This is a genomic window from Micromonospora sp. KC207 (assembly GCF_004348615.1).
GTDB lineage: Bacteria > Actinomycetota > Actinomycetes > Mycobacteriales > Micromonosporaceae > Micromonospora.
The window spans coordinates 1-2,090 of the sequence record NZ_SMKJ01000536.1 but is presented as its reverse complement, the minus strand read 5'-3'; the positions used below and the strand labels follow the sequence as shown (position 1 = coordinate 2,090).

General features: G+C 75.9%; 3 protein-coding genes and 1 pseudogene. All 4 read right to left on the bottom strand.

The window, feature by feature from the left end:
- On the bottom strand, positions 1-749 hold a 749-nt coding region (locus E1258_RS32235), incomplete at its 3' end, for a LysM peptidoglycan-binding domain-containing protein (RefSeq protein ID WP_132407709.1).
- A gap of 16 nt (positions 750-765) precedes the next feature.
- Positions 766-1,137 (bottom strand): hypothetical protein, encoded by a 372-nt coding sequence (locus tag E1258_RS32230; RefSeq protein ID WP_243715827.1) that lies wholly within the window; start codon positions 1,135-1,137, stop codon positions 766-768.
- Positions 1,138-1,274: 137 nt separating this feature from the next.
- Positions 1,275-1,754 (bottom strand): TadE/TadG family type IV pilus assembly protein, encoded by a 480-nt coding sequence (locus E1258_RS32225; protein ID WP_132407707.1) that lies wholly within the window; start codon positions 1,752-1,754, stop codon positions 1,275-1,277.
- Positions 1,751-2,090: pseudogene (locus tag E1258_RS36075) on the bottom strand (hypothetical protein); the annotation flags it as partial. The gene E1258_RS32225 and the pseudogene E1258_RS36075, both read right to left, overlap by 4 nt.

The following is a 2,090-nucleotide window of genomic DNA, read 5'->3' as shown; positions in this document are numbered from 1 at the left end:
GTCGTGGGCCGGACCACGAGCTTGCCGGTCGCGTGGGTACGGGCCCCGGCGTCGTGGACGCCGTCGGGCAGGGTGATCAACTGCCCGGGGCGGATGCGGTCCGGGTCGCGCAGGCGGTTCAGCTTCGCCACGTCCCGGTAGCGGTCGAGGTCGTCGAGGTAGCGCTCGGCCACCTCGCCCAGGTAGTCGCCCTTCGCCACCCGGTACACCGCAGGCTCCGTCTTTCGTGGCAGGTCGGCCACCGGCGTTGCGGAGCGGGCGTCGACCACCGGCGTCGCGGTGACCGGGCGGGCCGCCGGGGCGGCGACGGCGGGCGCGACGGCGGCGGGGTACGGGCCGGAGAGAACGGTGGCCGCGCTGGCAGCGGCCGGACTCGCCGCCACGATCAGGGCCACCGAGCCGACCAGTGCCGCCGCGGCCCGCTGCTGCCGGCTCATGCCGGGCAGCCGGGGTGCCGGCCGGCGCAGCGACTGCGCGCCCAGCTCCACGAGCACGGAGAAGGCGAAGGTGGCCCAGCCGAACCAGCCGACCAGGGCCAGCGCCCGCAGGAAGAGCTGACCGTCGTCGCGGCTGGTCAGCGTGGCGCCGATCTCGGCGAGGGTGGGTACGTGGTCGGGCAGCGGGTTCCCGGCGAAGGCGATCAGTGCCACCGGCCCCCCGACCAGTACCGCGATCAGCACGACCAGCGCGCCGAACCCGGTGAGTACCTGCCCGACCCGCCGTACGGCGGAGCGACCCGGTGCGGCCATGGCGTGCCTTCCCTTCCTAGGGGCCCTCGGTGAGGGCGCGTGCGGTGGCCTCGCCGGAGACGGTGACGGCGTCACCGAAGCCGAAGAAGCCGAGCAGGTAGCGGTCGTAGGTGACGGTGACCCGGACCCGGATCAGCTTTTCCCCGCCGACGACGGGGAACTCGACGTCGTGGTCGGTGGCCCCGGCGGCAGCGAGGTAGCTCGTCACCGCCGTCCTGGCCGCCGCCTCGTCGATCTCCTTGCTGCCGCCCTCGATGGCCTTCGCCCGGTCGATCGACTGGCCGCCGGTGCGGGCCGCCTCGGCCGCCAGGTTCTCGGCCAGTTGCCGGGAGCGGAGCTGCCCGGCGCCGTCGAAGGCCAGGCCGATGATCGCGAGGACGCCGATCATCGCCGCCGCCAGGAACAGGCTGACCCGGCCCTCGTCGCCGCGCCGCCAGCGGCCCGGGCCACCGGCGGGGGCGGTGGCCACACCCTCGCGCGGACCGTCGGGGGCGGTGCGCACGGCTCCACCGGGGGCGCGGGCGGTCACGACCGGCTCCGGTAGCGGTCCAGCGGGGAGGTGAAGCTGGCCGAGATCGTCCGGCTGGCCGCCATGTCGGGCAGCAGCGCCAGGTCGATGTCGGTGAAGGTGACCGTGCAGGTGACCTCCACCGTCACGGCGGCGGGCGTTCCCGGGCCGCTGTCGAACGCGTCGGCGAAGCTGGCCGGCGCGCCGTTCACCGAGCCACGCAGGGTGAGCGACGGCGGGCCGGCGCAGTTGGCCCGTTGCCAGTCGAGTTGGCCCTGAGCGGCGACCAGGGCCTGCTCGCGGGCCGTCCCGGCGTTCCGGGAGATGGACGCGGCTCGGGCGGCGTCGTGCGCCGCCGACTGGACCGCCTCCTGCGCGATCGCGGTACGCCCGGCGACGCCGGCCAGCACGATCAGCCCGATGAACGCCGGGGCGAGGACGGCCACCTCGACGGCGACCGAGCCGCGCTCGGCTGCGGGGCGACGGTCGCGGCTCATCCCGTCGTCCACCGTTCGGCCGTGCCGTGGGCGGTCTGGTGCACCGGGAAGCTGACGCCGGGGATGACCGACAAAGAGTCCCCGCTGACCGTGCAGGTCACCTCGGCGGTGGTGGTCACGCAGGAGGGCCCGGGCTGGTCCCAGCCGACCAGCCAGTCCCCGGCGGCGGTGAGGAAGTCGACCGCCCGCGCCTCGCCGGCACCGGCCGGGGCCGCGCACCCCGACCCGTCGGGTCCGGCCCGCCCGCGGGCCCGACCCGGCCGGGCGGTCAGGCGACGACGCGTACGCGCTCGGCCTGCGGCCCCTTCTGCCCCTGGGCGATCTCGAACTCCACGC